The sequence below is a fragment of the Shewanella sp. 1180_01 genome, assembly GCF_052850535.1.
Map to the genome: position 1 here is coordinate 1 of NZ_VXCT01000070.1, position 25,371 is coordinate 25,371.

Here is a 25,371-nt window from a genome sequence, read left to right on the forward strand (position 1 = left end):
TGTCTTCATAGTTTGAAAGTACTAGATTTCGTGAGTCGGTTAAACCTAATGGAGTTTTATGCTGTTATTCCAATTATATTCCGTCAGTTAGTCGAACTTACTAGGATTTAAAAGGGAATAGTACATTTGGGTGATGTTTTTCAGTCTTTAACTAGTCAGAATCAACTAGGTTAATGGAATGTTTAAAAATCTAACTAAAGAGGCTGGTCAAACATACCATTTTGCTAATAGAAAATACTTTTCAGGGAGGAGAGTCATTGAGCACAATTAATGAATTAGTTTTTTTACATCAAATGGCGGCACCATGTCATTTAGCGTTACTCGCTGAATCCATAGGCTTGAAAACTCGTATCGTTAAGCATGCGGCGGAATTAGATTTAGATAAGAGTCGTCGAAGTTTTTATCTGATCACCCAAAAAGGCGCTGCACTCGATAACAAGGGGATCCCTTTACTGGCTTCGCGCTTAGTATCACATTTTCCCGTGGCGCTGTATCAAGTCGAGCGAGACTCTTTAGATCAAGAGTCGGCTATGTTACTCGGTATTCGTGGTTTGTTGTTTGCCGATCAACGTTTGGATTTGATGTTGACGGGTTTGCGTAAAATGGTGGCAGAGGAACTTTGGTACGACAGAACATTACTGAGTAAAGTGTTCCGTCGTGTAGTACAAAAGCTCGATGGCAATAATGAGATGCTCTCCGATACAGTGGCTATGCTACAGATGCTGACTTCCCGTGAGCGCACTATTATTCAATTTGTGTCGAGTGGCGCGAGGAATAAAGAAATCGCCCACAGATTGTGCATCAGCGAACATACGGTGAAGGCTCACATTTCCTCTATCTTCCGTAAAACCCAGTCCCGTAATCGTGTTGAGTTGTTGCGTTGGGCACAAACCTATCAGACTCACTTTGAGCTGTGCAGCTAGGTAGTTAAAGATATTGATCGTTAGCTTTTCGCTTTGAGTGGTTAATGTTAATAATTACTGGTTAATCAGAATAGAAAAGCGGGAATGTTTGATTAAACATTCCCGCTTTTTGTTCAACACCCTTTTTGATAAACCACCAAAGAGTGTAGCTGTGGTGGTTTTAACAGGATTGACTAGTATTGCACTACAGTAGCAACGTTCATATTGCCTGATTGATTAACGCTGATGCTGTTGTTATTGCCAGCTTGAGAACCTAGTACTAAGTTATCGTTACCTGTTTGAGTGATCAACAGGCTGTTATTATCACCGCTTACTTCAAATGAACTACTAGCGTCACCACCAATCCAGTTACCGTTACCTGATTGAGCAATTTGTGCAGTGTTTTCATCACCTTCGATAATCAAATCGATAAGGTTAAGGTCGCCATTTTGCAGTGCAGTGACATCGGCATTATTGTTGCCAGCAATGGAAATGACGGCTTCGTTTTGAGCACCATCTTGCTCAACATCCACTTCGTTATCGCTACCTACTGCATCGACATAGGCAAAGTTAGTATCACCTTCTTGGCTAACTTCAATACTGTTATCTTGACCATCAGCAAAGGCAACGATTTCGTTGTTATTGCCTTTAGAAGATAAATCGAAGTCGTTATCTGTGCCGTATGCACCAAAGGTTGCGAAGTTAGCATCGCCTTTTTGTTTCAAGTCAACGTCGTTGCTATCGCCCCATACTTGGAATTCTGCACCGTTTACATCGCCTTTTTGAGTGATAGTAATATCGTTATCATCACCTTGGATATCGGCCACTAAAGTATCGCCGATAGTGTTGCCGCTGCCATTTTGGGTAATATCGACAGTGTTGTCATCACCCGTAGTCATAGCAAGATAAGCTGTGTTGCCGTTACCTTTTTGAACCATCGAAATATCGTTGTCGCTGCCAGCAAGAGCGTAAACGAAGCCAACATGATTATCACCTTTTTGGACCATGTCTACTGTGTTGTTGTCGCCTGCAATACCTTTAGCCGCGCCAAAGTTATTGTTACCCGCTTGATTAACAGAAACGTCGTTGTTGTTACCCACGTTAGCGGTTAAATCAAGGGCGATTAGACCCGCTTGGTTGTTGTCACCTACTTGGGTAATTTTTCCGTCGTTGTTGTTGCCTTCAACGCGGAATACTGCAAAGTTAGCATCGCCTTCTTGCTCAACAAATACGCTGTTTTCAACGCCAGTGATTTCAACTTGGCTTTCGTTGACTTCGCCTAATTGACTCACGATTGCAGTGTTATTGTTGCCAGTAACATCATTGCTGCTTTGGTTAAAGAAACCGTCTTGCGACACATTGACATTGTTGTTGTCACCGACAACATTTGCACTTGCCACATGCCAATCAGCTTGTTGTGTTATCTGGACTTTGTTTTCTGCACCCGTCGAATTAATTGCGGCTTCATGCCACACACCGTCTTGGATAACGGTTGCGGTTTGATCGTTACCTGTTTGCACAACTGCTGCAGCGTTAAGGCCACCCGTTTGTGAGACTAAGGTGTCTTGGGCTTGGCCTGACTGTACTACGCTAATTTCGCTCACTGTACTGGCAGCAAAGGCTTGACCGCTTAAACCTGTTGCAATGGCCAAAGCAATAAGTGATTTTTTAGCTTGTGATTTCATGTGACGCTCCCTGTTTAATATTGAGTTATTGAGATTGCAGCACCGTCTGCAATCTGTTGAATCGAAAAATTGCCGCTTCCTAGTTGGTTCAGTTGCACTAGATTGTTGTTGCCAATTTGTGTCACTGAAGCCGTATTTCGACTGCCGACCTGCAGTAGTTGCACCTCATTGTTTGAACCAATCTGTGTGATTAGCGCATCGTTATCATTGCCCACTTGTGTCACATCGGCCTTGTTATCGTTGCCTGATTGGAACAGTAATCCTTGGTTAGCATTGCCTTGTTGCACCAGTTCGATAAGGTTATCGCGACCGGAACGTTCCATTAATGCCTGCAGGGTTACGGGTAACTCATTGACATTCAGCTCTTGTGCTGAGGTCATACAACTACAGAGCAAGATCAGCGGTACCAAAAAGCGTATAGAGGTATTTGGCACGGGTGACTCCTTGCATCAAATATCTTGGGTTGCCTAAAACAACAGACACTCCAAATTCAGCCCTGAAGATACGAGTCCCGTTAATATGCCGCAATTGGCCAAAAGGGTATTTATTACGCAAAGGATTCACTGTAGATAAATGATGGATGTATCGTTATCCAATTGATTCAGTTGTTTTTATCTATTTTTTAGAGAGTATTTTTTTAGGCAGAGTAGTCTAGTTGGTCTAGTAGTTAAGTCGTACTCGTTGCTAAGTTATTCTTCCGTTTTTAAACAATTCTGCAACAAAATCAAGCAATGCATCGACTGTAGCGTGATATTTTTCGGGGAAACAAATTATAGGAAATATGGTGGGAATAGTGCTGTTGGATTGACTCAATTCAAGGTCTATTTAGCGGTATTACAGCGCGTTCAAAGGCGAACTAGGAGATTTTATCTACAGCAGTCCTTAAAGAGGATGAAGAGTCAATGAGCGGTTTGAACAGTATAAAAATTCGACCATAGTGGTCGAATTACTTGGTGAATGAGTGACAAGCTGAGCACTAACCTTTTATATGAGATCAGTGTTTTTCTGGTTGTTTTGATTCTTCAGGGGATACCTCAGTACTGATTTGGCTTTTACGATCTTTCAGTTGCTGCATCGCACTGTTATTGCTCACAGTTAACGCATTGAAACGGTTATTGATATCGTCCATTTCGTTGATGTATTCAGGATCGCTTTTTTCTTTATTTTGCCAATAACGCTTACGTTCTAGTTTTTGTAATTCACTGGCGCGCAGGATTTCAAAATAGCTGTTCTCTTGTTTAAGCCGATAGATCTCGCCATCGAGTAATTGCAGTAATTTTTCTTTAGAAATGGTTTGGCGATTCAGTAGCGCTTGCAGGGGATCGACTGGAATGTCCCTTTTATCTGAGTCGACTTCAGTGGTGATCCCCAGCTGATATTCGATTTTATGTTGGCTAAATTCCTGCGGGCAAGCGGTTTGGCTAAAGACAATTTTGTCATCTTTACGGCATTTATAAATGGTATTTGCCTGTACTGCACTAGGCAAAATAACACAAATTAGGGTGAGTATCAGTCTTGCCATTAGGCCACAAATCCTTTGTACACTAGCATAGAGATTATGATTTAATCATTTGATTACAGTTGATAAAAAGTCAGTTTAACGCTCGCGTTATTAAGTCTGTTCAACCAGTGATTTATGTCTCGTCCAGGTGGGACGCTGGGTTCTTGAGCCATTAAACCTAAGGCATTAAAGTATTAGCCATATATCAGTAAAGGGGCAAATCTACTGCGTTTATTGTCGCGGTCAGCTTTTTACTTAGCGTTAACATCTGCATCATACTATGGCGTAAGTTTAGGGATAAAACCAGTTTTTTGACGATTCAATTTTTTGGCGCTAAGGTTGATTCTAAACGATAAATTTAATGGTGCGCGGCAGATTCAAAGCATAAAAAAGGGAGCGAGAGCTCCCTTTATTGATTGACGCTAACTATCAGCGATCGAACCTTAAGTTATCGATAAGCCGCGCTTTGCCTATATAGGCGGCGGCTAAAATCACTAAGGCTTGATCCTGATGTTGGGCCTGTTCTAGCGTGTGAGCGTGGCGAATTTCGAGATAATCCGGCGTAAAACCGGCCGCGACTAACTTGGCTTTTGCTTGCTCGGTCACTTGTTCAAAACTTTCACCTTGCTTGATCCCAGTGGCCATGGCATCTATGGCTTGTTTTAGTGCAGGCGCTGCGGCTTTTTCTGCGGCAGTGAGGTAACCATTGCGTGAACTCATGGCTAAACCTGAGCCCTCACGTATGGTATCGACACCGATAATTTCAATCGGCAATGACAAGTCTTCAACCATAGTTTTGATCACTAATAGCTGTTGATAGTCTTTATTACCGAATAGCGCCACATCGGGCTGTACTATGTTAAACAGTTTACAAACGATAGTCGCAACGCCACGGAAATGCCCCGGACGACTCGCACCACAAAGCACGTTGGAAATCCCAGGGACTTCAACATAGGTTTGTTGCTCTAGACCTTTGGGATACATCACGGCTGGCGTAGGAGTGAATAACAGCTCAGCGCCAGCGGCCGTGAGGGCTTTGCTGTCGGCAGCGAGTGTGCGTGGGTAAGCATCCAGATCTTCGTTCTGACCAAATTGCATTGGATTAACGAAAATAGAGGCTACCACATGGTCACACTTGCTCGCGGCTTCTTTGACTAAAGTAATGTGTCCCTGATGGAGATTACCCATGGTAGGCACAAAGGCGACGGTTTCGCCCTTGGCACGCCATGCACGCACTTGGGTGCGAATATCATCAATATGGGCGCTAGTGATCATTGAGCCTTACCTTGCATAAATCGGTTATTAGTTAAAAGTGTGTTCTTCGCCAGGGAATGTTCCTTGGGCAACTTCGTCGATATAAGCACGCACGGCAGAACGAATTTCACCGGTTTGTTTTAGGTAGTTTTTCGAAAAACGTGGAATATAACCACTTGAAATACCTAACACATCATGCATAACCAAAATTTGGCCATCGGTCGATGCGCCCGCACCGATTCCAATGACTGGAATCGTTAAGGCTTGAGTGATCGCCGCTGCGAGTGGCGCAGGAATGCATTCCACAACCAATAGTTGAGCGCCGGCTGCTTCTAACGCTTTTGCTTCGTCGAGGATGCGCTGGGCATTTTCGGCATCGCGGCCTTGCACTTTAAAACCACCAAATACATGGACTGACTGAGGCGTTAAGCCTAAATGAGCACACACGGGAATACCGCGTTCGGTGAGCTTAGTGACCGTTTCGAGTAACCAGTGGCCACCTTCTACTTTGACCATGTTCGCGCCAGCCTGCATTAACTCAGTGGCATTAACCATAGCTTGTTCTGGGGTGGCGTAACTCATAAAGGGCATATCGGCGATCAGCAGGGCACGTTCGATACCGCGACGGACACAGCGAGTATGGTAAGCGATATCCGCCGTAGAGACGGGCAGGGTATCGTCATGGCCTTGGAGAACCATTCCTAGAGAATCGCCGACGAGCAGCACATCTACACCTTCGCTATCGAACGCGCTGGCAAAACTGGCATCATAGGCTGTCAGTGCCGTGAATTTTCTACCTTCCTGTTTGTATTTCAACAGGGTTGAGCTAGTAATTTTAGACATATGGATGATCTTCAAACCAAATAGAAGTGGTGTTATAAGCTAACTGGGGACGGACTTCAATGATCAATGCCCAGTTGTTGTAACTCGGCTAACATTTTTGTATCGATAAGACTGCCGATTGCAGTGTTGCACGGCAGAATAAGATTCGGTGCGATTGCGGCTAAAGGCACGAGCACAAAGCTGCGCTCTTTCATGCCGTAGTGGGGCACTTTGAGTCTAGGTATGTCAATGTTCTCATTGCCATAGAGGAGTAAATCGAGATCTAAGGTTCTGGGTCCCCAACGCTCAAGGCGCACTCGCCCTTGGGTGTTTTCGATATGCTGCAACGCATCGAGTAAGGCTAATGGCTCAAGATCGGTATCGAAACTGGCCACCGCATTAACATAATCGGGTTGCACCACATCGCCCATGGGCGTCGAATGATAATAGGGGGAAACTAGTAGACTATTGCCTAAGGCTAATGCGGACAATGCCGTGACGGCATTGTCCAATTGAGCCTTGGGATCTTCAAGATTTGCGCCTAATGCGACGTAGACGCGAGTCATTATTCAGCTCCTTTCGCTTTTGGCGTGCCACTTGTTTTAGGTGCGCTCGTCGCGGCTGAACCATCGGCATTCGGCGCGCGAGGACGGCGACGTTGAGTGGCATTACGGTTGCGATTGGGCGATTTAGTGCCGCTACGCGCAATGGCTAAGCGTTCCGTTTCATCGGCTTCAACAAACTGTTGCCACCAAGCGGCACTCTTAGCGACATTACCCGCCTCGACTTCGCCCCTGAGCAATAGCAAATCGTATGCAGCTCTAAACTTAGGATGTTCCATCAGTTTAAAGGCGCGAGTGCCTTGGCTACGGTCAAAGCGTAACTGCAACTGCCAAATGTCTTTTGCTGGCGTACTAAAACGGCGTGGAATGCTAATGGTTTGGCATTGCTGCTCCATCACATCGCCCATAGCGGCAAAGAAGGCATCGTATAACGTCAGGCCACTTTCAACGGCAATATCTTCGGCGCGTTGACGCAGTGGATACCAGAGAAGCGCAGCATAGAAGAATGAAGGCGTCACCGGCTTATCTTCGTTAACTCTTTGATCTGTGCTCTTCATGATGGCTTGCACCATTTTCATGGTCGTGCCTTTAGGATCATCTTTTAGCAGAGCGGCCACTTGCGGAAACAGCGGCGCAAATAGCTTGTATTCTTGCATCAGTTCGAAGTTGGCTAAGGCTTTGCCTGCAAAGAAGAGTTTCAGCACTTCTTCGTACATGCGCGCAGCGGGAATATCTTTTAGCAGTGGCGCTAATTGTTTAATCGGCGCTGCTGTAACTGTTTCGATACCCATGTTGAGTTTAGTGGCGAAACGCACCGCCCTTAACATACGCACCGGATCTTCACGATAACGGGTTTCTGGATCGCCAATGAGTCTCAGCGTGCCCGCTTTGAGATCTGTCATACCGCCGCCGTAGCTACGGATCGAGTAATCGCTGATATCGTAATAGAGGGCATTGACGGTAAAGTCGCGGCGCTCAGCATCTTCGTCGATTTCGCCATAAACGTTATCACGCAGCAAACGCCCTTCGGCATTGGCCTTAGAGACTTTCTCATTGCTTTCGCCATGGTGACCACGAAAGGTCGCCACTTCGATAACATCGCGGCCGAAAACGATATGGGCCAGACGGAAACGACGACCGACGACTCGGCAGTTGCGGAATAGTTTTTTGATTTCTTCCGGCGTCGCATTGGTCACGACGTCAAAATCTTTCGGTTCAATCCCTAAGAGTAAATCGCGTACACCGCCGCCGACTAAATAGGCTTTAAAACCTGATTTATTCAGTCTGTATAATACCTTAAGGGCATTTTCGCTGATTTGTTTGCGCGAGATGGTATGGGCATCTCTCGGCACTAACTCTAAGCTTAACGCACCGGAACTTTGTTCTGGCGTTGTTGGTTCAATCTGAGCTTGAGTCGGAGCGGTCGTTTTAGGCGCGTCTTCAAATAGCTGTTTGCAGAATTGGCTGATACGGCGAAAAATGGGACACCTCGAAATATGATCTGTTATTTGATTAAAAATCTGGCGGCTATCATATACCAAATGCAGCCTAATGAGTATATCAGGGCTCGATCAGTATCTCAGATTGTTGCGGTATAGTGGATAATTGAAACTGATCCACGGCTTGAGCGAGCATTTGTGCCACAGAACCTTGGGTCTCAACAGGTTGTTGGCCTAAAAATACCAGCGCCGCATTGAGGCTCGCCTGCGGATTAAGTGTATCAATTGCTTGTGCATGATTCTGTTTAGAGAGTTTAAATCCCTTGCTCAAACAGGCAAGCGGCAAGTGCAACCATTGCGGTGCCGCCAAGCCAAAGTTTTGATACAAACTCAGTTGGCGACAACTAGCTTCGATTAAGTCACAACCTCGAACCACTTCAGTGATGCCTTGATAGGCATCGTCGAGCACCACGGCCAATTGATAGGCGTACAGGCCATCGCTGCGTTTGATAATGAAATCCTCGGCGGCAAAATGGCTATCGACGCTGATATGCCCCATGAGGTTATCGTCAAATTGTTGCACTTGCGCGGTATTAACTATCCGCACCGCCCCAGACTTAACCACATTTGCAGCTTGGGTTTGTGGCAAGCTGTGACAGCGGCCATCGTAGACGCCGCCCATGGCTTGAATTTGCTTGCGACTACATTGGCAGAAATAGGCTTTATCTTGGGCGAGCAGATAATCAATTTGTGCTTGATAGGCCGCAGTGCGCTGGCTCTGATACAGAGGCGCATCATCCCACTCAAATCCATAGGCTTCTAAGGTGCGCAAGATATCATCGGCGGCGCCTTTGACTTCCCGTGGAGGATCGATGTCTTCAATACGAATTAACCATTTACCCTGTTGCGAGCGCGCACGCAGATAACTGCCAAGGGCGGCGATAAGCGAGCCAAAGTGCAAGGCACCCGAAGGCGAAGGCGCAAAACGGCCGACATAGGGGCGATAAATTGAAGTTGGGGAGGATAAAGTCGCCATAGAACTGAGTTAGCAGTTAGTGTCTGTCAAAGTGAGCGTATTTTAGAGGGATACAAGGATAAAAGCGAATCGGGGTAAATTGGAGTGAGCTTGGCTTCAACTCTAAGAGTCAAGGCGTTGTTAGAAACAAATAGGCGGGGAAATCCCCGCCCAGTATGCTTGATTAACCAGCCATTTGTTTCTCTTTGATCTCTGCAAGCGTTTTACAGTCGATACATTGATCGGCTGTTGGACGCGCTTCGAGACGGCGGATGCCGATTTCGATACCGCAAGAATCACAGAAGCCAAAATCGTCTTCTTCAATTTTTTGCAGTGTTTTTTCGATTTTTTTGATCAGCTTACGTTCTCTATCGCGAGCACGAAGTTCGAGGCTGAACTCTTCTTCTTGTGCTGCACGGTCAACAGGATCGGGAAAGTTTGCGGCTTCGTCCTGCATGTGGCTAAGAGTACGGTCGACCTCTTCACGCAACTGATTGCGCCAAGCTTCAAGAATTGTCTTGAAGTGACCCAGTTGCTTAGCGTTCATATACTCCTCACCCGGTTTTTCCTGGTAAGGATTTACACCTGCGATAGCGAGTACGCCAAGTTTTTTGGTGCCTTCAGGCATAACGCATCTCCTGTAATCATTTGCGTTTGTAGGGCGTCCTTAAGAACGGCCGCTATCTATAGCAGAATCTTCACATCGAGGCAAACTTTTCATTCTGCTTTGATTGAATTTTTTGACTATGTTCGTTAATTCAAATGAAATCAAATTTAACTCAGCCTTAACATCATACTCGGACAACACAGGCTTGGGCTAGGTGAATCTCAGTCGGGGACATTTCACAGCGATAGGCAAGGACTTCAACTCCAGCTAACACTGCTTTTTTCAGTAACTTAGCATATTCAGGGTCGATATGTGCTGCGGGAGCAACACTGAGTATGTCACTGTGCTGCACCACAAACAGCAATACGGCTCTGTGGCCTTGACTGACCATGTGCATCAATTCACGTAAATGTTTTTGACCTCGAAGACTCACTGCATCAGGAAAATAACCTTGGCCATCCTCGAGCAAAGTACAACTTTTGACTTCTATATAACAGGCGGGTTTTTGAGCACCCAGTAGCAGGATGTCGATGCGGCTATTTTCATCACCATATTTAACTTCACGGCTTAGGCTGTCATAACCTGTGAGCTCCTTGATGATACCTTTATTGATGGCTTCTTCGGCTAAGGTGTTCGCTTGACCCGAGTGGATTCCGATTAGGCCAGCATCTGGCGTGGTCATCAGTTCCCATGTATGGGCGTACTTACGTTTAGGGTTATCAGAGGTAGAAAACCATACGGTTTCACCGGGATACAGGCAATTACGCATAGAACCCGTATTGGGGCAATGCAGAGTGATCTCACTGCCGTCGCTTAACTGCACATCGGCCAGAAAACGTTTATAGCGGCGCAGTAAAATGCCCTGTTGTAGTGGCGGAGTAAATTCCATCGGTAGACCTATATCGGCTGTTCTAGGCCGCAAAGCCTAGCAAATTTCGCAAATGTTTACAGATTTTACCTGAGTAACTTCAGCCAATCGCTTTGCGTCATCGCCTGCTAGCAGTAAACTGCCGCCATAAAGTTTGTTCTGATTGTTCTAAAACGAATCGAAAAATAAGGATCCCTAATGAGTGAACTAAAAGTAACTGAATTAATGAAAGTGCAATTAACCAAAGAAGCGCCGGCCGCCCACTGGGGCAAAGCCGATGTGACTTATACTACCGACGGTGCGCAAATTCATTTAGCGGGTGGCGATGAGCTGCGTCAAATTCAAATGGCGGCCCGTAAACTGCGCAGCCAAGGCATTAGTAGCGTGGTATTGGCCGGACAGCTTTGGGATCTCAATAGCCAGTGGGTGTTTGCCCAAGGTTTCGCGACGGCAAAACCAGGTTATCAAATCCATTGGTGTGGTGATGAAGCTGTGCAAGCCGAATTGCAACGCCGACTCGATGTGGCAACCTTTGCCCGTCAACTGATCAACGATACGCCTGAAAACCTGTCGCCAGTGAAGCTTGCCCAACAAGCGGCGAAATGGTTAGCTGAAATTGGTGGCGACAAGGTGAGTTATCGGATTATCGAAGGTGAAGCGCTGCTCGAAGAACAGTGGATTGGTATCCATGCTGTCGGTCGCGGCAGTGAGCGTCCACCGGCAATGTTAGAGTTAGACTTCAACCCATTAGCCGCCGATGCACCTGTATCTGTGGCGCTTGTGGGTAAAGGGATTACTTTTGATTCTGGCGGTTACAGCATCAAAGCCTCTGAAGGCATGTTAGGCATGAAATGCGACATGGGCGGCGCGGCGACTGTGACTGCAGCGCTCGGTTTAGCGATCAAATCTGGCCTAAACAAACGGGTTAAACTCTTCTTATGTTGCGCTGAAAACTTGATCAGCGGCCGTGCCTATAAGTTAGGTGATATTCTGACCTACAAAAATGGCGTGACAGTTGAAGTGGTGAACACAGATGCGGAAGGGCGCTTAGTGTTGGCCGATGGTCTGCAAGCCGCCTCTGCGACAGGCGCTCCTTTTATTATCGATGCTGCGACTCTTACAGGCGCCGCTGTGATGGCAGTGGGTTCTAACTACAACGCGATTTTCTCGCCACAGACTGATGTGTTGCAACTGGCCCAGCAAAAAGCCACGAGTGTTGCCGAGCGTGTATGGCCGTTGCCATTGGATCCTTGGCACAAAGAAATGTGTCCATCTGCCTATGCTGACACAGCCAACAGCCGCGCAATGAAAGGCGGCGGTGCAGGTGGTGCTTCTAATGCGGCTGGTTTCCTATGGCGCTTTGTTTCACCAGAAGCTAAATGGTTGCACGTTGATTTAGCGGGCGCCTTTGAAGATTCAGCTTCCGCTATGTGGGGCGCGGGTGCAACGACCCACGGCGTATTGACCATTAGTGAATTGATCAAAGGCTAAGCCTAGCTCTACACTTAGCGCTAAGACTTAGTTAGATATGCCAGCGCAGATCCATTAAGGTTCTGCTTACTGGATTAAAACCGCCTACGGGCGGTTTTTTATTGGATGAAATGCTAGACCAATAGTTACTTGGCGATTTAGCGGCTTCATGGCATGTTATGGCAGAGCGTTTTTAATCGGGAAACATGATGATAACTATACGAAAAGCAACTAAAGCGGATGCTCAGGCCTGCTGGGATATCCGCAATGCTGCCATCAATAAAGGCTGCGCCGGATTTTATGATGCGGGCGATCTGATTATTTGGACCGAAGGCGAACTGACCGAGCAATTTAGTCGTATCGTCGATGCGCATTTTTATGTGGCAGAACAATCCAATGACGAGCCGCCGCTTAAGAGAGTGGTCGGTATGGTTATGTTGGATGAACCCTATGCCCAGTTAGAGGCGCTGTTTGTCTCCCCCGATGCCATGGGGTTAGGTGTCGGTAAAGTGCTACTGCAATTTATTGAAACCATGGCTTTTAATCGGGGCATTGCTCAGCTGAGGTTGGAATCGACTTTGAATGCGGTGGATTTCTATCGCCACTGTGGTTTTGGCGGTGAAGGCTTAGAAGAGGAATCCATCTACTGCTCGCCCAGAGGCATAGCCTTAGAGTGCATGGTGATGTACAAAAATCTCGTGCGCAGAAAATCAGTTTAAAATACAGGCTGGATCAAGCACAGGTATGGAGTTAACTGTTTATTAAGAGGTTGCTGACATATCCGAGGGAATCAACAGATCAAGCATGGATGTGGAATTAATTCTTCATAAGAGGTTGCTGACATACTCGAGGGAACCAACGGATCAAGCATGGATGCGGAAGTAACGCTGAAGACTTAAAGGTTGCTGACATACTCGAGGGAATCAACAGATCAAGCATGGATGTGGAATTAACTGTTCATAAGAGGTTGCTGACATACTCAAGGAAATCAACAGATCAAGATGGGGGAATTAACTCCCAAGAGTATGCCAACTATCGTTCTTTCGCCTGAAATCCCGATGCCGACAAGATTAGCGCTAATGGCTTAAATCAAACTTAATCTATTGCAAAAAAAGACTTTATTTCCTTAGTCTTTAGTCAAACCCGCCCCAATCCGCTAGGGTTCAGTTCGCTTCTGGAGTATTGAGTTGCTGGCGTTTTTCCATCAAATCTTTAATCAAAGGCGTGAGGATAAGCTCCATCGCCAGCGACATTTTACCGCCGGGCACGACTAAGGTGTTGACCCGTGACATAAATGAACCTTGGATCATATTGAGGTAATAGGGGAAGTCGACGTTATTGATGCCGCGAAAGCGGATCACTACAAAGCTCTCGTCTAAGCTCGGAATATCTTTGGCGCTAAAGGGGTTAGAAGTATCGACCGTTGGCACTCGCTGAAAGTTAATATGAGTGCGGGAGAACTGTGGCGTCATGTGCTTAATATAGTCATCCATGCTGCGCACAATTGACCCCATGACTTTTTCACGGCTATGGCCGCGCTCCGAAGTGTCACGGATAATTTTTTGGATCCACTCTAAGTTGACTATCGGCACCATGCCGATCAACAGATCGACATGCTGGGCGACATTGGCATCACCAGTCACCACGCCGCCATGCAGGCCTTCGTAGTAGAGCATGTCGGTATTTTCAGGTAGTGGTCGCCATTGGGTGAAAGTGCCGGGCATCTGGTTAAAAGGCACGGCCTCATCGAAGGTATGTAAATAGCTGCGGGTTTCACCTTGGCCTGTGGTGCTGTAGTCGCGAAAGCATTGTTCCAAGCGGGCAAAGTTATTGGCCTCTGGGCCAAAATAACTGAGGTTGCGGTTTTCAGCTTGGGATTTGCGGATCATGACTTCCATCTCTGCGCGGGTAAAATGATGAAAGCTGTCGCCTTCGACAAAGGCGGCGTTGATCCCGAGTTGGCGAAAAATATGGCTAAAGGCTGTCGTGGTGGTGGTAGTTCCCGCACCTGATGAGCCTGTAACTGCAATAATGGGATGTTTTGCTGACATTTTTTCTACCTAGCTAGGAACCAAAAGAGCCGCTTATGGGGAAGCGATAAAAACGCGAGTACTATTTATACGGTACAGAGGTAGGGCTGGTCAATCTTGCTGCTGTGCTATTTGATCCGCCGAGCGTATCGCGAAGGACTCATCGTCTTCACTGTATTCTAATTTCAGCTTACCTTGTTTAAGTGCTTGTTGACATTGAACTATCGCCTGAGCCAGTTCCTGTTCATCTAGACTGGCAAAGCTGCCATCCTCCACCTGACCGAAGAGATATTCGCGGATCAAATTGGCGAGCGTTTCCTTTGGGAGTTGTAACAGGGCTTCATAGGGAATGAGCATCGGTGCTTCCTTGGATAGTATTATCGTCGTTGATTGGGTCTTCGCTAGGCTTGCCTAAGCTTTGATCGCCGAGTAAAAAGTGTAAAATCCGTCGCTCAAGATAGAAGCGCGGTTTCCAAGGTGTACCGCCTTCGATAAAGCCAACATGACCGCCATAGGGATGCAGTTCGTATTCTACATAACCCGATAATTGGTTTGGCTGGGGGATCACTTCATCTGTCATAAAGGGATCGTCCTTGGCATGGATGATAAGCGTCGGTTTAGTAATGCGGCTGACAAAGGGTAAACCACTGGCACGCGTATAGTAATCGTCGACGCCGTCAAAGCCGTGCAATGGCGCTGTGACTTTATCGTCAAAATCATAGAAGGTATTTAAACGGTCGACCTGCAACTGGCTCAGCGGCATAGAGATGGCTAAGTCGGGATCGTTCAGCTTATGGCTGATTTTTTGCTGCAACTGTTTGATTAAATAGCTTTGATATACCTTCGAAAAACCATTTTCTAAACGTTTTGCGCAGGCGGACAATTGCAGCGGCGCCGAGACAACCACTGCGCGGGCTAATAAACTGTCATCCTGATATTCGCCCTGATACTTAGTCAGCACATTGCCGCCTAAGCTGTAACCTACGGCTAATAAGGGCGATTGCGGATACGCGCTTTTCAGTGTCGATAGACTAAACTGTAAATCGTCCGTGTCACCACTGTGATAACTTCGCGCGAGGCGATTGGACTCACCCGAACAACTTCTGTGATGGTGCACCACGGCTGCGAGTTGCTGTTCTTTGCAGGCTTGCAGTATCCGTCTTGCATAATGGGACTGAGCGCTGCCTTCTAAGCCGTGGATGATCACCACTATCGGTTTGCCTGACTGCGGAACATCCTGCCAATCTAAATCGACAAAATCGCCATCGGGTAACTCTAAGCGCTGCCGCTGTAATGCTGGTTTGGCCACTTTAGTGAATACGGGTAAAATCGTTTGTACATGGGGGCTCTTGGCCCACCAAGGTGGCATAAAAGAATTTGGCATGGATGTTTATCTTGGTATCGGCTATTGCTGAAAATTAAAACGTGTGTTTAATTTATACCCAAGCGACCTCAAAATGCTGAAATTCTTATTCTGAAGTCGCTTAGATATAAACGCGTGGGCAGTGTAGCACAATTGTTTTTTATGCTGATATTTAGGCCGACATTTAGATTGATATTTAGGAGATAGAGATGAAGCGACGAACCTTTTTGATGGGCGCGTTTGCCGGTACGGCGGCGTTAGCCTTAGGGGTCAATCTTTATTCTCCTGAGTTTAGTTTGCCAGAAGACAGCGAAGGCAAAGATTATCGCTTGTTGTTTAGCGTGCTTTTACCTGTGATGCTCGACGGGGCTTTACCCGATGTGGCAACCCACAAGCTCGCGGCGCAAAATCGCACTTTAGATGCGATCAAACAGTCCATTTCTGTGCTACCCGAGGAGCAGCAAACCGAGTTATTTGAACTGCTCGATATGCTCGAAAATCGCCTCGGCTTACTCGTACTGACCTCAAGTATGACACCGTTATTGATGCGCTCTCCCGCCGAGTTAACCGACATGCTAGAAACTTGGCGCCACAGTTATTTTGCGCTATTACAAACGGCTTATCTCGGGTTGCGGGAATTAGTGATGGCCAGTTATTACGCTTGCCCTGAACACTGGAGTCGCCTGCATTATGCCAAACCTGAACTGTTCAACTAGCTCGCCCGTTTGTAACCGAATCAAACGCCCAATAATAAGCATTTTACCCGCGACAGTGGAGCACTCAAGTTGGCAATCATAGATCCTATAGTGAATGGTTTAAACTCTGGTTGGTTGCACACTGATGCGAGCCAATTGCAAGCAAACCAGCAGTTTGAAGCCGATGTGATTATTGTCGGCACAGGTGCTGGCGGCGGTGTGGCGGCCGAAATCCTCACCCAAGCTGGGCTAAGCGTGATCATGATTGAGGCGGGGCCGCTAAAATCCTCCAGCGATTTTAATATGGAAGAGCGGGTCGCTTATCCCAACTTGTATCAACAAGCTGCGGCGATGAAAACTGCCGACAAAGCGATTGGGATTTTTCAAGGCCGCGCAGTCGGTGGCTCAACCACAGTTAACTGGACTACCTCTATTCGCACGCCGACCGAGGCGTTAGCTTTTTGGGCGCAACATAAGTCGGTTGCAGGGCTTAATCGCGAGAGCTTAGACCCTTGGTTTGAGCAAATGGAGCAGCGGCTCAATATCCATGAATGGAACTATGAGCCTAATCGCAATAATGCCGCCCTGAAGCAAGGTTGTATCAATCTTGGCTGGGAATACACAGTCATTAAACGCAATGTGGCGGGTTGCTGGAATACCGGCTATTGCGGCATGGGTTGTCCGGTTAATGCGAAGCAATCTATGTTAGTCACCACGATTCCCTCGGCACTTGAGAAAGGCGCGCAACTGATCAGCCGCGCTAAAGTGACTAAGATTGAGCACCATAATGGTCAAGTGTTTGCGTTAAAAGCGCAGGCGTTGGATGTGAATTTACGACCCACTGACGTTGAGCTGTTATTTAAGGCTAAACATTATATTTTGAGTGCGGGCGCTATCCATACGCCGACGATTTTGATGCGCTCGCAGGTGCCAGATCCCCACAAACTTCTGGGTAAACGCACTTTTTTACATCCGACTTTGTTATCCGGCGGCGTGTTTGCCGATTCGATCAATGGCCATAGTGGCGCGCCGCAATCTATCTATTCCGATGAATTTGTGTGGAAGAATGACGCCGATGGTGAGCTCGGCTATAAACTCGAAGTGCCGCCAGTGCACCCGATTTTAATTGCCTCTAAAACCTTAGGTTATGGTGCGAGTCATGCCGAGTTAATGGCGCAGTTCAATCAGTTGCAAGTGACGATTGCCTTAATCCGCGATGGTTATCATCCCGACAGTCAGGGCGGTGAAGTGCATTTAACACCTAAGGGATTTACCCTAGATTATCCGCTGACCGATGCCTTTTGGCGGGCCGCGAGACGCGCTTTTGCCAGTATGGCGGAGTTACAATTCTCGGCGGGCGCATTAAAAGTGTTGCCGATCAGCGATGGCATGCCTTACTTATCCTCGTGGAAAGACGCCAAAGAGAGCATTGCGCAGATGTCACTCGCCCCACTGCGCACTATCGTCGCATCGGCCCATGTGATGGGCGGTTGTCCCTTCGGCGAAGATGAAAAGCTTTCTATGGTAAATAGTTATGGTCAGTCGCACTATTTAGAAAATCTGTCTGTAATGGATGGGTCTATCTTCCCGACCAGCCTTGGCGCTAACCCGCAGCTATCGATTTATGGCATCACAGCACGTAATGCCACTGCACTCGCGCAAAAGCTCACCGACGGTAAAGGGTGATTTTTTATCCTAGCCAATGATTCTGCTGCAGAGGGCTCTGCTGCAGAAACGTATGCCGCAGCAACTTATACTGTAAAAACGTATGTTGGCTAAGACCATGCTCGCTGTGGCTTAGGGCTGAATGGTGCTAATGGGTAAATGTCCTGTTTTCACTAAGATAATGGTTTCCTCTTCGACAAAAGGAAAATGACCGCTCATGTGCGGACTGCGTATCCAAGTGTGGCACGGATATTCCCCTTGATCATCTTGAAACTTGCCCGATAACACCAATATTTCTTCGCCGCCAAAATGCCGATGGGGTTGAAAGGTTTCACCCTTAGGCCATTTCACTAACGCGGTATGTTCATGTTCGAACTCATGTAGCGGTATCACTTGTAAGCCGCCTATGCCTTGTAACCAAGGAGTCTGCTGAGTGTTAATCTTGACCACATCAAGATCTCGCGGATTGAATTGATTGAGTTTTACTAAGATGACGCAGCCTTCTTGGCTAAACGGCGCGTGTTGGCTCCCTGGCGGATGGCGAAGATAACTGCCCGCGGGGTGATCGCCGTTTTCATCGGAAAATACCCCTTCGAGCACAAAGATTTCCTCACCTAGCGGATGCGGGTGGGTCGCAAACTGCGAGCCCGCGTCATATTTCACTATGCTGCTGGTGTGTCCTGACTCTTTAGCCTCCCGCTCGAGTGGTTTGCGCCAAACGCCTTGAGCAGGACTTGGCAACCATGGTTGCTGCTGCGTATCAATAACGACGCGTTCGCTAAAGTTCATATTGAGCATAGTGTTAGACCTTATTTAACCTTAACTTAGAATAGTGATTGTTTACTGTGTTCGTTGCATCTTGCTGCGCTAACAGTATGCTAATTGAGTAAGCGCACCGTTAGCTACGCACTAGCATACTCGCTTTGTCTGCAATAATTAGTTGCGTCCAGCCATCACGCCGCCATCAACATCCCAAATCGCGCCGGTAACCCAGATGGTGTCATCGGATAAAAGAAAACAAATGCTGTTCGCCACATCGGTCGGCGTGCCGACTCTACCAATCGGGTGAAAAGTGTTGAAGCTTTCAATCACTTGGTCTAGCTCTGCCTCTGGGATAAAAGCGTTATAGATGGGCGTATTGACCACGGCGGGTGAAACCGCGTTGACGCGAATATACTTATCCGCCAGTTCCATCGCTAAATGCTGGGTTAATGCGTGTAATCCGGCTTTGGCCATGGAATAGGCCGATGACGGCGTGGCTTTAACCGCTTGTTTTGCCCACATAGAACCTATGTTCACTATACTACCGCCGCCCGCATCGATCATCTTGTGGGTCACGGCTTGGGTGATTTTGAACAGGGCTTTATTTAACGCCATGTAGAGATCGTAATCAGCCTCTGAGTGGTCGATAAAGGATTTGGGATTGAAATAACCCGCTGCATTGACTAGGTAGCCGACTTTTTGCTCAAGCTGGCTGATGTGTGCGGTCAATCGATTAACATCCGCAGCTTGGTAAAGGTTGGCTTGAAAACCGTCGACGCGTAACTCGGCTGCCGGTTGGGCATGTTTGATTGCAGCGACGGCTGCGGTGAGTTTATCTTGCTGATTGCCGACGATGAGCACTGATACGCCTTGTTCGGCTAATTGTTTCGCCGTTTCGAAACCTATGCCGCTGCTACCACCGACAATAATGGCGAGATTTGAGGTATTAAATTGCATTTTTTACTCCTAAGTATTATCAAGGTGGTAATCTTAAGAACTCAATAACTGTCTGAACAGTAAGTACAAATAGGTAAGGCAGGTACTTTTTGGTACATCTTTATGAATAACAATGAAAAAATTATTTCACGCAAATCGCCCCCTGAGCGTTCAGCGCGTATGGTCGAGACGATTTATGGCTGTAAGTGGTCATTAACGGTTTATCAGCTGTTGGCCAGTGGGGTACAAAGACCGGGGGAAATGGTGCGCTGCGTTGAGGGGCTCTCCACTAAGGTATTGAATCAATGTTTAAAAAAGAACATAGAATTTGGCATCTTAGATAAGGTCATTTATAACGAGCTGCCGCCGCGTGTCGAGTATCAAGTGACTGAGTTTGACCAAAAATTTCTGCATATTTTGGATGAGCTGGAAAAGTTACAGCAAGAAATCGACGCTTAATTAACTTTCCTTTGTAGCAGCTCAATTTCGATAAGGTAAATCGCAGCGGTTTATTTTATCGAGATGAAGCGCTACTCAAGGGAGCATGCGGGTAGTCGGAAATAGGAGTGTGTATGCCTAAAAATACATTACGGGAAGGTGGCTGCTTGTGCGGCGCGATTCGTTATCAGATTAAAGGTGAACCCTTTGATGCGGATTATTGCCACTGCCGTTCGTGCCAAAAAAGCACGGGATCTGCATTTGGTGCTTGGATGGATTTCAACACAATCCAAGTTATTTGGCTTAAAGGTCAAGTAACTGAGTTCGCATCGTCTGAGCTTATTCGCCGTGGATTTTGTGACCAATGCGGTACATCGTTAACCTACCGACATATTCAATATCCCGATTACTCGACCTTGAGCATAGCGAGTCTGGACGACGCTAACCAAGTTCAGCCTATGTACCATATTTATACTGAGAGTCAGCTGAACTGGTTGGTGATCAAGGATGACTGTCAACGCTATCCGCAAGGCCGCAGTTGTTAGCGGCTCAGATGATCATAGTGTTAATTTGATTCAGCTTGTTATTACTTTTATGTGATTGATTTAAATTTTTTTTAGATTGGGTTAGGGGGCGATGAGGCCGATTTCGTTGGCGTCTATTTCACTGAGTCCAAACAAGCTTAAGTAGCTCACCAGATTCGTTGCTTGGCCGTTTGAGCTGAGTTCATTGAGTTTATTTAAGATGGTTCGCTGCGCTTTACGTTCCATCATCAGCTCAACGGCGAGCATCTGCTGATACTCTTGCTCATTCAGGCTGGACTTAGCGAGTTTACGTAATTTGCGGTATGGCATGAGAAATCTTTCATCCCATTCACCTACTGCATTCATCAGTGTTTGCCATTGGTCTGTGCTGTATTGCTGCGGCCCAGACACATCCATAGTGATATCTAAATATTGCGCCAGTAGCAGTAGATTGACGTTCACCTGACAGCTATTTTGCAATTCGAGACAGAGCGCTTTGTTTTGCGCATAGCTCATATCACACCATTGCCAGAGTTGACTGTCGAACTGGGTTAAAACCGCCATACTATTTCCTTGTATTGCTGCTACTGACTTTTATGTAAAAGAACGCTGGAGTTATTGTTGCTCCATGACCTCAAGTTCCATTGCATCTATCTCTTCTTGCAACTCGAGCCATTGCATTTCACTGTCTTCTAAGGTTTGCGTCAAGCTCGTTCGCTCGGTTAGTACCGAGGTTAGCTTGGCTTTGTTATCTTGATCATACAATTCGCTATCGGCCAGCAAGTGTTCTAGCTCGGCGAGGCGTTCGCTCAGCTTTTGCTGTTCGGTTTCTAACTTAGTTTGTTTGCGCTTGAGCGGCGATACCTTTTGGCGGATCTCGGCCTCGAGGCGTTTTTGCTGTTTTTTATCGGCGGCAGGTTTGATCTCGTCGCTGGTGCTGTTTTGATTCGCGTTGGCTTTCGCCGCATCGAGCAACCATTGGTGATAATCGTCTAAGTCGCCATCAAAAGCGCGCACTTCACCTTGATCCACCAGATAATAATCGCTACAGGTTAAACGCAGTAAATGCCTATCATGCGAGACAACAACCATAGCGCCTTCAAAGGTTTGCAATGCCATTGTCAGGGCGTGGCGCATCTCTAAGTCTAAATGGTTGGTGGGTTCATCGAGCAGCAATAGGTTAGGGCGTTGCCAAACTAATAGCGCCAACACTAAACGGGCTTTCTCGCCGCCAGAAAAGGGGCGTACAGGTGAGAGCGCCATATCGCCGTTAAAACCAAAACCGCCTAAGAAGTTACGCAACTCTTGTTCGCGGGCATTGGGCGCCAGACGCACTAAATGCTGCATCGGCGTATCGTCGAGGCGTAAAAATTCGATTTGATGCTGGGCAAAGTAACCGATATTGACGCCAGGATTAGGTTCATACAAACCTGTCATTGGCGATAATTGACCCGATAACAGCTTGATTAATGTCGATTTACCTGCGCCGTTACGGCCAAGCAAACCAATACGCGCACCCGGTACTAAGTTTAAATGCACCTTGCTAAGGATTGGCTTATCGCTATAACCGATCGCGACTTGCTCCATCTTAATCAGTGGATTGGGCAGGGCTTCTGGAGCGCGAAACTCCATATAAAATGGGCTGTCGGCTTGAGACGGCAACAACTCAGTCATGCGCTCTAATGCCTTTAAGCGGCTCTGCGCTTGTTTGGCTTTACTGGCCTTGTAACGGAAACGGTCAACGAAAGACTGCATGTGCGCACGTTCTTTTTGTTGGCGTTCGAAGGCAACCTGTTGCTGCGACATGCGTTCGGCACGAATGCGCTCAAAGGCACTGTAATTGCCTTTGTAGAAATTGAGTTTTTGATTTTCAACGTGGACGATTTCATCAACGATTTCATCGATAAAGTCCCTATCATGGCTGATTAAAATCAGCGTGCCTTGATAGGACTTAATCCAACCTTCGAGCCAGTACATGGTATCTAAGTCTAAGTGGTTGGTGGGTTCGTCGAGGAGCAATAAGTCTGAGCGGCATAGTAGCGCTTGGGCTAAGTTGAGGCGCATACGCCAACCACCCGAAAAGCTTTTCACTGGATTGCTTTGCTCGGCTTCACTAAAGCCTAGACCCGCTAACAATGAACCCGCGCGCGAATGAATCGCATAACCACCGATAGCGTCGATTTTGCCGTGTAAGAGTGCGATGGCATTGCCGTCGTTATCTTCTTGGGCCTTGTGTAATAGGGCTTCTAATTGACGATATTCGCTATCGCCATCGATCACATATTCCAGTGCCGAGACGTCGAGCGCAGGGGTTTCTTGGGCCACAGTGGCAATTTGCCAGCCAGAAGGCAGACTAAATTCACCTTTATCTAGGCTTAAGTGACCTAAAATTAATGCGAGCAGTGAAGATTTGCCTGTGCCGTTGGCACCGACTAAACCGACCTTATGGCCGGGATAAATCGTGAGAGAGGTCTCATCTAGCAGGGTTTTGCTGCCACGGATTAATTGCGCTTGGTTGATGCTGATCATTGACTACAACTTGGTTAGAACGTGAATTCGTCAGGGCACAGATAATAGCGTACAACCCAGTTTCAAACCACAGCCTGACCCGATAACTCGGACAATTATTCGACTTTTCAGGACGATCTTCAGCGAATCGCATCACATCGGCTTAAGGCATCATACTTTCAGGTAACGCTGGTATTCAATCATCAGTGTGGCAAAATAGCGCCAATTTCTTCGGCCGAGTCCCTTGGCCCTGCTATCTGGTCCTTTATCTATTATGACAAACACTAAAATCAAAAAGCGTTTCGTAGCCGGTGCTAAGTGCCCAAAATGCAGCGCCAAAGACAGCATTTTACTCTACAAGGAAAACGGCATCGAAACCATTGAATGCACTGAGTGTGATTACCGTGAACAGCAAACCGATGAAAAGGTGACAGAAAAAGCTACCGGCGCTGTAATCGGCGTGTTTAAACCGGATTAGGTTGAAGATTCAATTCAAGTGAGAATCTGAATGTGACCACTTTTAAGGTCACATTCTAAAGCTTGGCTAACCATTCAAGATAACGGTCTCGTCAGTTGTGCAGCATGAATTGTTATTGTTTCCCAGTGACTCGCCGCCTATTTCTTTTAAAAGAAGCATCCCTGAGGACTCAACTAGAGCATTCCTGTTTTAGAAGGTCACTGGTGCAACAATACCAATCTACACTAACCCTTTGGTTGTTCGTTTAGCTAAAAAGCTATTGTTTCAAAGCGTGTTACGAAGCCAACACTACATTGGACAGGAGCACCTTAGAATCTCCGACTTAAAAAGCAGCGAGTGATGAAAAGTGCACGGCTATCTGGTAGGTTAGGAAGCAGAATTAATCCCGATATTTTCCCGTCTAATTTTGTTGGGGTTTGTTACGCTCGTCCCAAACTATCGAGCTAAATGATAGAACGATAAAAATAGGTTATAGCCAACGATAATGAACGAGAATTAACTTTGGCGTTTTTTTTAATAGGGAGTAGTCATATTGGTTAATAATAGCGGTGGTGCTGCAATGAATGCGGGAGCGGATTTCCAGCAGAGAGTAGCAGCTTACTTTTTATTGCAGATGGCTTTACAGAGAGATTGCGCAACAGCACTTGAATCAACGAATGGCGACAAAATTTTACAGAAGGTTGCTTTTGAAACAGACGATGATGTCGATGACATTGTTCTCACTCATGAGGACTCAAAAACTTATCTACAAGCTAAAAGAAAGTTAAGTCTTTCTGATAGAGATAATTCTGACTTCTTCAAAACAATAGACCAGTTTGTACGTCAGGATAGAATCTCACAAAATAGCAAAGACTCATATGTTCTCGTCACTTCTCATGACACTTCTGAACCAATAAAAAAACACCTAAAGAAAGTTGTTAATTCTGCTCGTTTAAGCTCAAATTCAATTGAGGAAAACCCAATAACCAAATCAGAACTTGCTGCTTATGGAAAGCTCAAGCGTTGTGTTGATAAATCGTTTTTAAAAAATGGCTTTGGTAAGCCGACAAAGATTGAATTAGAAAAGTTAATTAAGAAAATTCATATAGTATTTTTAGATATTGAAAAGAACGGCATTAGCGAAAAAAGCTTTTTAGAATCTTTGTTAAATAAGTTTACTGTTGAGCCGTCTGTAATTTGGAACCTTATTATAGCTCAGGCATTGGACTTGGCCAAAAACAAGCAGTCGGTGGATGTTGACGGTATCGGTAATTTATTGAATAAATTCAAGTTAGATGAGCCTGAGCAGACTGCTGAGGAACTGGAGATGTTCTTTAAAGTCAAATTTGACCTAGATAATGACATTATCTGCTCTGGGAGAGAGCTAGTTTTAATGGAATCACCATATCCTGAACATAACTATCAACTTGTAGAATTCAAGAGATTTGATGAGGAAGGATTGTTCAGAATAAACTTTTCAGAGTCATCTATTGTAATGGGGAGTGGAGATGAGTTTGAACTGTTAGGGAGGTTCTCTACATTTAAAGGTGCTAAAAAATATATTGAAGAATCATGTGAACAATTTGATAACTTGCTATTTATACCTATTAATTCAGATAACAGTAGTGAGTATGATAATACGCCTATTGCCAAGGCTTACTCAGAAAAAGTTCGAAATCATATATTGACGAACAATTATGCAACAAGGTGTATACATTGCCAAAACGGACTTTCCTATCCAGCTATTTTGGTAGAGGTTCAAGAAAATGATTTGCCTTTTGATGCAGGAATGATTCACCCAGAATGTTTAAGAGTATCAGATAGAGTTTTGGGAAAATCAGAAAAAAAAGGGGGGGTAGAACACCCT

Annotated in this window: 26 protein-coding genes; 9 read left to right on the top strand and 17 right to left on the bottom strand. The window is 46.3% G+C overall.

The features are described 5' to 3' along the window. The first annotated feature begins 257 nt into the window (after nucleotides 1-257). Nucleotides 258-923, top strand: coding sequence for a helix-turn-helix transcriptional regulator (locus FW758_RS22110; RefSeq protein ID WP_006085993.1), 666 nt, complete (start codon nucleotides 258-260; stop codon nucleotides 921-923). Between the two features lie 173 nt (nucleotides 924-1,096). On the opposite strand, the gene FW758_RS22115 is transcribed toward FW758_RS22110, so the two are convergent. The 10 genes from FW758_RS22115 to sfsA all read right to left on the bottom strand — a co-directional run bounded on the left by FW758_RS22115 (nucleotide 1,097) and on the right by sfsA (nucleotide 10,677). Further along, nucleotides 1,097-2,587 (bottom strand): curlin, encoded by a 1,491-nt coding sequence (locus FW758_RS22115; protein ID WP_446446528.1) that lies wholly within the window; start codon nucleotides 2,585-2,587, stop codon nucleotides 1,097-1,099. 14 nt (nucleotides 2,588-2,601) lie between these two features. Next, entirely contained in the window at nucleotides 2,602-3,021 is a 420-nt protein-coding gene (locus tag FW758_RS22120; RefSeq protein WP_006082974.1) for a curlin, read from the bottom strand. Between the two features lie 560 nt (nucleotides 3,022-3,581). Then, nucleotides 3,582-4,109, bottom strand: a complete 528-nt coding sequence (locus FW758_RS22125; protein ID WP_432360019.1) for a DUF4124 domain-containing protein — start codon at nucleotides 4,107-4,109, stop codon at nucleotides 3,582-3,584. A gap of 408 nt (nucleotides 4,110-4,517) precedes the next feature. Beyond that, on the bottom strand, nucleotides 4,518-5,363 hold the full coding sequence (gene panC, locus FW758_RS22130) for a pantoate--beta-alanine ligase (RefSeq protein ID WP_446446529.1): 846 nt from the start codon (nucleotides 5,361-5,363) through the stop codon (nucleotides 4,518-4,520). Between the two features lie 27 nt (nucleotides 5,364-5,390). Further along, entirely contained in the window at nucleotides 5,391-6,185 is a 795-nt protein-coding gene (gene panB, locus FW758_RS22135; protein ID WP_006082971.1) for a 3-methyl-2-oxobutanoate hydroxymethyltransferase, read from the bottom strand. 56 nt (nucleotides 6,186-6,241) lie between these two features. Then, nucleotides 6,242-6,730: a 2-amino-4-hydroxy-6-hydroxymethyldihydropteridine diphosphokinase gene (gene folK, locus FW758_RS22140; RefSeq protein ID WP_446446530.1), complete on the bottom strand. Its 489-nt coding sequence runs from the start codon at nucleotides 6,728-6,730 to the stop codon at nucleotides 6,242-6,244. Then, nucleotides 6,730-8,268, bottom strand: a complete 1,539-nt coding sequence (locus tag FW758_RS22145) for a polynucleotide adenylyltransferase PcnB (protein ID WP_446446531.1) — start codon at nucleotides 8,266-8,268, stop codon at nucleotides 6,730-6,732. Before FW758_RS22145 ends, folK begins: the two co-directional genes overlap by 1 nt. Before the next feature lie 19 nt (nucleotides 8,269-8,287). After that, entirely contained in the window at nucleotides 8,288-9,202 is a 915-nt protein-coding gene (gluQRS, locus tag FW758_RS22150; protein WP_446446532.1) for a tRNA glutamyl-Q(34) synthetase GluQRS, read from the bottom strand. 163 nt (nucleotides 9,203-9,365) lie between these two features. Beyond that, nucleotides 9,366-9,809: an RNA polymerase-binding protein DksA gene (gene dksA, locus FW758_RS22155; protein WP_006082967.1), complete on the bottom strand. Its 444-nt coding sequence runs from the start codon at nucleotides 9,807-9,809 to the stop codon at nucleotides 9,366-9,368. Nucleotides 9,810-9,972: 163 nt separating this feature from the next. Further along, nucleotides 9,973-10,677 carry a DNA/RNA nuclease SfsA gene (sfsA, locus tag FW758_RS22160; RefSeq protein WP_446446533.1) on the bottom strand — a complete coding sequence of 235 codons (705 nt, stop codon included), beginning with the start codon at nucleotides 10,675-10,677 and terminating at the stop codon, nucleotides 9,973-9,975. A 177-nt stretch (nucleotides 10,678-10,854) separates the two neighbouring features. Here sfsA and pepB point away from each other — a divergent pair, with 177 nt between their 5' ends. Then, complete coding sequence (pepB, locus tag FW758_RS22165; protein WP_006085986.1) at nucleotides 10,855-12,147, top strand: aminopeptidase PepB; 1,293 nt, start codon at nucleotides 10,855-10,857, stop codon at nucleotides 12,145-12,147. Nucleotides 12,148-12,335: 188 nt separating this feature from the next. Further along, entirely contained in the window at nucleotides 12,336-12,845 is a 510-nt protein-coding gene (locus FW758_RS22170; RefSeq protein WP_446446542.1) for a GNAT family N-acetyltransferase, read from the top strand. A gap of 444 nt (nucleotides 12,846-13,289) precedes the next feature. Here the strand turns inward: FW758_RS22170 and FW758_RS22175 are convergent, their stop codons facing one another. The 3 genes from FW758_RS22175 to FW758_RS22185 form a co-directional block, all read right to left on the bottom strand. Next, nucleotides 13,290-14,177, bottom strand: coding sequence for a phosphoribulokinase (locus FW758_RS22175; RefSeq protein ID WP_011847692.1), 888 nt, complete (start codon nucleotides 14,175-14,177; stop codon nucleotides 13,290-13,292). 90 nt (nucleotides 14,178-14,267) lie between these two features. Further along, nucleotides 14,268-14,513 (bottom strand): YheU family protein, encoded by a 246-nt coding sequence (locus FW758_RS22180; protein WP_311889706.1) that lies wholly within the window; start codon nucleotides 14,511-14,513, stop codon nucleotides 14,268-14,270. Further along, on the bottom strand, nucleotides 14,497-15,540 hold the full coding sequence (locus FW758_RS22185; protein WP_446446534.1) for a hydrolase: 1,044 nt from the start codon (nucleotides 15,538-15,540) through the stop codon (nucleotides 14,497-14,499). Before FW758_RS22185 ends, FW758_RS22180 begins: the two co-directional genes overlap by 17 nt. Nucleotides 15,541-15,728: 188 nt before the next feature. On the opposite strand from FW758_RS22185, the gene FW758_RS22190 reads away from it, so the two are divergent. Together FW758_RS22190 and FW758_RS22195 are read left to right on the top strand one after the other, a co-directional pair. Next, nucleotides 15,729-16,235, top strand: coding sequence for a TAT leader-containing periplasmic protein (locus FW758_RS22190; RefSeq protein WP_312000377.1), 507 nt, complete (start codon nucleotides 15,729-15,731; stop codon nucleotides 16,233-16,235). A 69-nt stretch (nucleotides 16,236-16,304) separates the two neighbouring features. Next, nucleotides 16,305-17,900 carry a GMC family oxidoreductase N-terminal domain-containing protein gene (locus tag FW758_RS22195; RefSeq protein WP_446446535.1) on the top strand — a complete coding sequence of 532 codons (1,596 nt, stop codon included), beginning with the start codon at nucleotides 16,305-16,307 and terminating at the stop codon, nucleotides 17,898-17,900. Between the two features lie 111 nt (nucleotides 17,901-18,011). On the opposite strand, the gene FW758_RS22200 is transcribed toward FW758_RS22195, so the two are convergent. Together FW758_RS22200 and FW758_RS22205 are read right to left on the bottom strand one after the other, a co-directional pair. Beyond that, nucleotides 18,012-18,677: a cupin domain-containing protein gene (locus FW758_RS22200; RefSeq protein ID WP_446446536.1), complete on the bottom strand. Its 666-nt coding sequence runs from the start codon at nucleotides 18,675-18,677 to the stop codon at nucleotides 18,012-18,014. 138 nt (nucleotides 18,678-18,815) lie between these two features. Continuing rightward, nucleotides 18,816-19,598 (bottom strand): SDR family NAD(P)-dependent oxidoreductase, encoded by a 783-nt coding sequence (locus tag FW758_RS22205; RefSeq protein WP_446446537.1) that lies wholly within the window; start codon nucleotides 19,596-19,598, stop codon nucleotides 18,816-18,818. A gap of 102 nt (nucleotides 19,599-19,700) precedes the next feature. On the opposite strand from FW758_RS22205, the gene FW758_RS22210 reads away from it, so the two are divergent. Both FW758_RS22210 and FW758_RS22215 read left to right on the top strand, forming a co-directional pair. Continuing rightward, complete coding sequence (locus tag FW758_RS22210) at nucleotides 19,701-20,036, top strand: winged helix-turn-helix transcriptional regulator (RefSeq protein WP_446446538.1); 336 nt, start codon at nucleotides 19,701-19,703, stop codon at nucleotides 20,034-20,036. A 113-nt stretch (nucleotides 20,037-20,149) separates the two neighbouring features. After that, the gene (locus FW758_RS22215) at nucleotides 20,150-20,560 is read left to right on the top strand and encodes a GFA family protein (RefSeq protein ID WP_446446539.1); all 411 of its coding nucleotides are present in this window, start codon (nucleotides 20,150-20,152) and stop codon (nucleotides 20,558-20,560) included. An 81-nt stretch (nucleotides 20,561-20,641) separates the two neighbouring features. Here FW758_RS22215 and FW758_RS22220 read toward each other — a convergent pair whose 3' ends face one another. Both FW758_RS22220 and FW758_RS22225 read right to left on the bottom strand, forming a co-directional pair. Further along, entirely contained in the window at nucleotides 20,642-21,103 is a 462-nt protein-coding gene (locus tag FW758_RS22220; RefSeq protein WP_300481334.1) for a TIGR02444 family protein, read from the bottom strand. 51 nt (nucleotides 21,104-21,154) lie between these two features. Next, nucleotides 21,155-23,068: an ABC transporter ATP-binding protein gene (locus FW758_RS22225; RefSeq protein WP_446446540.1), complete on the bottom strand. Its 1,914-nt coding sequence runs from the start codon at nucleotides 23,066-23,068 to the stop codon at nucleotides 21,155-21,157. A 253-nt stretch (nucleotides 23,069-23,321) separates the two neighbouring features. On the opposite strand from FW758_RS22225, the gene FW758_RS22230 reads away from it, so the two are divergent. Next, a complete protein-coding gene (locus tag FW758_RS22230) occupies nucleotides 23,322-23,525 on the top strand; it encodes a YheV family putative zinc ribbon protein (protein ID WP_212600453.1) in 204 nt (67 codons plus the stop codon). Nucleotides 23,526-24,057: 532 nt separating this feature from the next. After that, on the top strand, nucleotides 24,058-25,371 hold a 1,314-nt coding region (locus FW758_RS22235; protein WP_446446541.1), incomplete at its 3' end, for a hypothetical protein.